This is a genomic window from Pseudotabrizicola sp., from assembly GCF_030684215.1.
Classification (GTDB): domain Bacteria; phylum Pseudomonadota; class Alphaproteobacteria; order Rhodobacterales; family Rhodobacteraceae; genus Pseudotabrizicola.
Window position 1 is genome coordinate 25,352 of record NZ_JAUXOV010000042.1, and the last position, 6,563, is coordinate 31,914.

The 6,563-nt window shown below is 62.9% G+C and carries 5 protein-coding genes and 1 pseudogene; 5 read left to right on the forward strand and 1 reads right to left on the reverse strand.

Annotation, left to right across the window (positions count from 1 at the left end; translation table 11 throughout):
• The first annotated feature begins 52 nt into the window (after positions 1 to 52).
• The 3 genes from Q8K08_RS08895 to Q8K08_RS08905 are packed head-to-tail and all read left to right on the forward strand — an operon-like array spanning position 53 to position 1,366.
• Complete coding sequence (locus Q8K08_RS08895) at positions 53 to 454, forward strand: MbcA/ParS/Xre antitoxin family protein (RefSeq protein WP_119136873.1); 402 nt, start codon at positions 53 to 55, stop codon at positions 452 to 454.
• Positions 451 to 1,152, forward strand: a complete 702-nt coding sequence (locus Q8K08_RS08900) for an RES family NAD+ phosphorylase (protein WP_305249812.1) — start codon at positions 451 to 453, stop codon at positions 1,150 to 1,152. Before Q8K08_RS08895 ends, Q8K08_RS08900 begins: the two co-directional genes overlap by 4 nt.
• Before the next feature lie 37 nt (positions 1,153 to 1,189).
• The gene (locus tag Q8K08_RS08905) at positions 1,190 to 1,366 is read left to right on the forward strand and encodes a hypothetical protein (protein WP_305249813.1); all 177 of its coding nucleotides are present in this window, start codon (positions 1,190 to 1,192) and stop codon (positions 1,364 to 1,366) included.
• Positions 1,367 to 1,372: 6 nt separating this feature from the next.
• On the opposite strand, the gene Q8K08_RS08910 is transcribed toward Q8K08_RS08905, so the two are convergent.
• A complete protein-coding gene (locus Q8K08_RS08910; protein ID WP_305249814.1) occupies positions 1,373 to 1,669 on the reverse strand; it encodes a hypothetical protein in 297 nt (98 codons plus the stop codon).
• 177 nt (positions 1,670 to 1,846) lie between these two features.
• On the opposite strand from Q8K08_RS08910, the gene Q8K08_RS08915 reads away from it, so the two are divergent.
• Together Q8K08_RS08915 and Q8K08_RS08920 are read left to right on the forward strand one after the other, a co-directional pair.
• Complete coding sequence (locus tag Q8K08_RS08915) at positions 1,847 to 6,220, forward strand: strawberry notch family protein (RefSeq protein ID WP_305249815.1); 4,374 nt, start codon at positions 1,847 to 1,849, stop codon at positions 6,218 to 6,220.
• 11 nt (positions 6,221 to 6,231) lie between these two features.
• A pseudogene (locus Q8K08_RS08920) lies at positions 6,232 to 6,429 on the forward strand (DNA primase); the annotation flags it as partial.
• Positions 6,430 to 6,563 lie beyond the last annotated feature (134 nt).

The window sequence follows — 6,563 nt, forward strand, 5'->3', positions numbered from 1 at the left end:
GAGCGGTTCATTTGATCTTTACAATAAGACCATATGAACTATGTTAGTGGCAATGGAGGACAACATGCAAGTCGCAGAGAAGATCAGAGAACCTGCACAGATCAACGCCGTTGCGCTGAAGGCTTATGCCCGCGTGGCCGATGCTTGGGGTCTCAGCCTAAAGGAAGCGGCCGGCCTTGCCGACATGTCAGAGAGCACGTGGAAGCGCGCAAAGAAGCCGGACTTCGCAGGGGAACTGACAAAAGACCAACTGCTGCGGCTCAGTGCGGTGATTGGAATCTACAAATCGCTTGAACTCTATTTCTCCGAGCCGCTGGCTCGAAGCTGGTTCGCCCGGCCGAACACCGGTCCGCTGTTTGGGGGTAATCGTCCGGTCGACACCGCTATCGACGGCGGTTTGCCTCAGATCCTTGCGGTGCGGACCTATCTTGACGCGTTGCGTGGTGGAGCATGAAGCAGACCGAGATTTCCGATCGCGGTCTCGTTCGCCTCCTGCCCGCCACTTACCACAAGCCGCCAGCTCTGCGCGGTCTTGTCGATACCGATGACGAGATGGATATCTTGGCAGAGATTGAGGGCTTGACCAGCGGCCGTCTTCTGGCGGAACGTGGCCGCAACCCGCATCTCGACCCGCGGGAGCTTGCGTGGCAGCGCCGCAGCCGCGACTTGCGCATCTATGGTGACAGTCATGTCAACGCCGCCTTCACCTACACCCGCGCTGGCGGAAACCGCTTCAACACCGAGGAGCGGGGTGCTTGGTACTGCGCATGGGATGTAATGGTTTCCGTCAGCGAAGTGGCCTGGCACCGGACGCGGGAGCTTGGCTTTACGGGCAGCTTCAATGACAGCGCGCGCTATGTGGAATTGCTGGCCGATTTTATCGGGGTGTTCGACGACATGACCGATGAGCCGGATCATCCTGCCCTGCATCCGGATCCGGCGGTCGGATATCCCGAAGGTCAAAGCTTGGCCCAGCATCTGCGCCGAGCCGGATCCCGGGGCTTGATCTATCCTTCAGTTCGGGCTCCGGCTCCTGGTGGGAATTGCTTGGTCTGCTTTGAGCCACACGCCATCCAGAGCGTCCGTCCGGGCGCGTCTTGGGATCTTGTTTGGGATGGGACACCGCATTACTCGATTAGGGCTGTCGGCTAACAAGTTACAGCGCATGCTCCCTCGGAGGTTCGAAGAAATGAAATCAGCAAATGGCAACAGCCCTGACATTACAAATTTGAAACCATCCGATCACCAGGTGTTCTTCGAAGCGCTGGAGTATCCGTCCTCACCGACGGAAGCGCTGCGGGTCGCATTTCTCAGGCAGAAGAAATCCCTTGGTGATCCGGACGCCAACGCGCTATCCGCTGACTGATACTCGTCACCGGTTGCCGTCGATCCACTTCGACATCAGGCCCTTGTCTCGGAAACACTCGTCCGGAACAGCGCGGCGCTTGATCCGGGCAAGGCGCTCGGCAAAGGCGACCTGCTTGGAGGACGGCAGCTGGTCGAGGGCTGAGACCGGTTTCAGCCTGGCCTGCGCATCGATCCAGGAACTCAAAGCTCGCCGATCCTGCTGCACCTCCCAAGGTACCAGCGTCTGGTTGCGCAGCGCCAGTGACCGCGCGTAGGCGATCTGCTTGGGCGTGACGGGTACTGCAAAACTGGTGTCTTCCATCGGAGAAACTCCTTTGCTGTTTGGTGTTCATATATAGAACATAACGCGAACAAAATCAACCACCGCTCTGCCAAGGATTGAGATCCGAGAGGCAGAGGCAGGATGGGGCAGGGGGAGCTGGAAGGCTGCGCGAGAGCGCCTTTGGCTCTGCCATTTTCCCCAACCTGAGGTGTTCTGATGACCTTCCAACCGTTGATCCCGACCGTGCTGACGCCGGTCGTTGTTCCTGTCCTGCCTGATCCTGCCGCCGCGATCCTTGCAGTTGCCGAGGCGCTGCAGCCCGATCTGGCGCAGGGCTTCCAGATCGACGCACTGCGCCTGCGTCTCGAAATGGAGCGCGCCTTTGGCGGCTCTGATACCAATGGTGTCTGGGACTGGAAGCTCGCCTATGAGGCGGGCGAGGTGGCGTTGGTCCTCTTTCTGCGGAAGTTCGGCCGCGCGCTGCTGGCCCGGGCTGGCTCGCCTGCAGCGTTGCTGCCCATCCTCGCCAAGGTGGCTGGCCTGTTGCCCACGCATACCCGTCGCTCGGAGGAGATGGAGCGCTTTCAGCAATTCTCGACGCCGCTGCCTATGGGACTCGCGGCGCTCGCCGCCGCACAGATCATGCCCCACGACCTGGTCCTCGAGCCCTCGGCTGGGACCGGCCTTCTGGCGATCCTGGCTGAGATCGCGGGCGGCTGCCTTGCACTGAACGAATTGGCCGACACCCGCGCTGACCTTTTGCGTCTGCTGTTCCCGGGCCGCTCGGTCACTCGCTTTGACGCCGCGCAGATTGACGACCATCTCGACGCCGGTATGCGCCCAAGCGTCATCCTGATGAACCCGCCATTCTCAGCCATGGCTAACGTCGATGGTCGGACTACAGAGGCGACGGCCCGGCATCTGCGCTCGGCGCTTGCCCGGCTGGCCCCTGGTGGGCGGCTGGTTGCCATCACGGGTGCGAGTTTCGCGCCCGACGCTCCGGCCTGGGCCGAGACTTTCGACCGCCTGACCGAGTCCGCGCATCTGGTCTTCACCGGCGCTGTGTCCGGTGCTGCCTTCGCCAAGCATGGCACTAGCTTTGAGACCCGGATTTCGGTCTTTGACAAATGCCGTGGCGGCGAGATGGGTGGCATCACCGCTGATCTGCGTCAGCCAACGTCTCTGGATGTAGCGCATCTCCTCTCCCGGATCACCGCCGAAGTTCCGCCGCGCTTTGAGTCGGATCAGGCCGCAACGGCAAGTCAGAGCCGTTCTTCCCTCTTCGCGGGAAACTCTGCCCCATCTACGCGCAAGGCCATTGGCATATCTCGCGCGAATTCTGCGGCCCAACCCGCGCAAGCCATCGCTAAGATCGAGGCCGAAGACCTCGCCTACACCCTGCGCGAGGGGCGCGACAACGATGATACTGCGCGCCTGTCGGATGCCATTTATGAAACCTTCCGCCTGCAGGCGATCGCAATCCCTGGGGCGGAACCGCACCCGACCAAGCTGGTGCAATCGGCGGCCATGGCCTCGGTCGCGCCCCCAAAACCTTCCTACCGCCCGAAGCTGCCCTCTGCCGTGCTGTGCGATGGCCTTCTCTCGGACGCGCAGCTGGAGACCGTGATCTACGCTGGTGAAGCGCACGGCGCGTATCTCGCGGGATCCTGGACCGTCGATGAAACCGGCGACACGGTCTCGGCCGCGCCGGAAAATGCCGCTGACGCTGTCCGCTTCCGTCGAGGATTCTTCCTTGGCGATGGCACGGGCGCAGGCAAGGGCCGCCAATCGGCCGGGATCCTGCTCGACAACTGGTGCCAAGGCCGCCGCAAGGCACTCTGGATCTCGAAGAGTGACAAGCTGCTGGAAGACGCGCAGCGCGACTGGTCGGCGCTCGGTCAGGAGCGTCTTCTGGTGACGCCGCTGTCGCGCTTTGCGCAAGGCCGCGACATCCCGCTGACCGAGGGCATCCTATTCACCACCTATGCCACGCTGCGTTCCGAGGAACGGGGCGCCAAGAAATCCCGCGTCGAACAGATCGCGGACTGGCTAGGGGTCGACTTTGATGGTGTAATCATCTTCGATGAAAGCCACGCGATGGCCAATGCCGCCGGCTCGAAAGGCGAGCGTGGCGACACTGAGGCTTCGCAGCAAGGCAGGGCAGGCCTCCGCCTGCAGCACAAGCTGCCGAATGCGCGGGTGGTCTATGTCTCTGCCACCGGGGCGACCTCAGTTCACAACCTCGCCTATGCGCAGCGGCTCGGCCTCTGGGGCGGCGAAGATTTCCCATTCGCGACCCGCGCCGAGTTCGTTGAGGCCATCGAGGCGGGCGGAGTCGCGGCCATGGAAGTGCTGGCCCGAGATCTCCGTGCCCTCGGCCTCTACACCGCGCGGTCGCTGTCTTACGACGGCGTCGAATACGAGATACTGGAACATGCGCTGACCCCGGAGCAGCGCGGCATCTACGATGCCTACGCCGGGGCTTTCGCCATCATCCACAACAACCTCGCCGCTGCGATGGAGGCCGCCAACATCACGGGAGAGAACGGAACGCTGAACCGGCAGGCCAAGTCCGCCGCACGCTCGGCCTTCGAGGCCGCCAAGCAGCGTTTCTTCGGTCACCTTCTGACCTCGATGAAGACCCCCACGCTGATCGCGTCCATCGAGGCCGATCTGGCGGCCGGACATGCCGCCGTCATCCAGATCGTCTCAACCGGCGAAGCGCTGATGGAACGCCGCCTCTCGGAGATTCCGACCGACGAATGGAACGACATCCGCGTCGACATCACACCGCGGGAATATGTCCTCGATTACCTCGCCCATTCCTTCCCGGTGCAGCTCTATGAGCCCTTCACCGACAGTGAGGGCAATCTGTCGTCGCGGCCAGTGTTCCGCGATGGCCAGCCCGTCGAGTGTAGGGAGGCTGCCCGCCGCCGCGATGCCCTGATCGAAAAGCTCGCCTCGCTTCCCCCCGTGCCAGGGGCGCTTGACCAAATCGTCCAGCGCTTCGGCATCGACCTCGTGGCCGAGGTCACAGGCCGTTCGCGCCGCATCGTGCGCAAGGGCGAGGGTGCCACTGCCCGGCTCGTCGTGGAGAGCCGGGCCGGTTCCGCCAACCTCGCGGAAACCGCCGCCTTCATGGACGACCAGAAGCGCATCCTGATCTTCTCGGATGCTGGCGGCACGGGGCGCAGCTATCACGCCGATCTCAGTGCGAAAAACCAGCGCTTGCGAGTGCATTATCTGTTGGAACCCGGTTGGAAAGCGGACGCTGCGATCCAGGGCCTGGGCCGGACCAACCGCACCAATCAGGCGCAGCCGCCACTGTTCCGGCCCGTCGCGACCGATGTGAAGGCGGAGAAAAGGTTCCTCTCCACCATCGCCCGCCGCCTTGACACGCTCGGGGCGATCACGCGCGGCCAGCGCCAGACCGGCGGTCAGGGGCTGTTCCGTCCCGAGGACAACCTCGAGTCGCCCTATGCCCGCGACGCTCTGCGGCAGCTGTACCGCCGCGTCTATCGCGGGGATGTGGCAGGTTGCTCGCTTGGGGCTTTCGAGGATGCGACCGGCCTCAGCCTGACCGATGACAACGGGCTGAAGGACGACCTGCCGCCGATCACGACTTTCCTGAATCGTCTTTTGGCGCTCACGATCGACATGCAGGCTGTGCTGTTCTCGGCCTTCGAAGAAATTCTCGATCAGCGGATCGAGGGTGCCATCGCTGCCGGGGTCTACGATCTCGGGCTCGAGACGCTGCGCGCCGAGAGCTTCCGCGTGACGGATGCAAGGGTGATCTACACCCATCCCGGCTCCGGTGCAGAAACTCAGCTCCTCACCATCGCGGAGAAGCGGCGCAATACGCCGACTTCCCTAGCGGATGCGCTGGACTGGCTGGAGGACCCGAAGGCACGCCTTCTCGTCAACAGCCGATCCGGTCGCGCTGCAGTGCAGGTGCCCGCCACCAACCTGATGCTGGACGACGGCACCATCGAGCCGCGCCTGCGGCTGATCCGGCCAACGGAAACCCACACGTTCCCGGTCAAGATGATGGAGGACACCCATTGGCTGGAAGCCGACCGCGCGGCCTTCACCGCCGCATGGACTTCGGAACTGGCTGAAGTGCCGGAGTTTACGGAAGCCACACTGCATATCGTGGCGGGGCTGCTGCTGCCGATCTGGAAGCAACTCCCCCAAGACGAAACCCGCGTCTACCGGCTGCAGACTGACGACGGGCAACGCATCATCGGCCGCCGCGTCTCGCCCGCCTGGGTCGCGACCACGCTTGCGGATGACGCGCCGACGCTCAGTGCAGCGCAGGTCCATGCCCTCATTCTGGAGGGCAAGACCGTGGCGCGGCTCGCCGAAGGGATGGAGTTGCACCGCTCCCGCGTCATGGGGGTCAACCGGATCGAGCTCTCCGGGTTCACGGAAGCGGCCAAAGACCGCCTTAAGGCCGATGGTTTCTTCTCGGAAATCATCAGCTGGAAGCTGCGCCTGTTCTGTCCGACGGATTCCGGCGGTGTGAAAGTGCTCGATCACCTGCTTGCACGCTTCCCCATCCAGGGTCTACATGCACGCAAAGGTTGTTAATCGTGTGTGCCATGTCATTGGAAACAGAAGATCTGTTGCGGGATCTTTCGCAAAATGCCGAAAGCGTTTGCCGCCATTATCTTCCCGCCGGGAGGCGGGAAGGTTCCTACTGGATGGTCGGCGATTTGCAGAACAATCCAGGCCGCTCGCTGTTCGTGAGGTTAACCGGCCCCACCTCGGGGCCGGGTGCCGCCGGGAAATTCACCGAACATGTTGCGGCGCTTGTTATGTTGCGGTGGCGGTATCTGGTGCGTTTCTGCAGGAGTTTTCGCGAGTCTGGGCAACATAACCTTGGCACAGCGGTGGGGTTTTCGTGATGGCGCGCGATGCAGCGGAGCTGTCG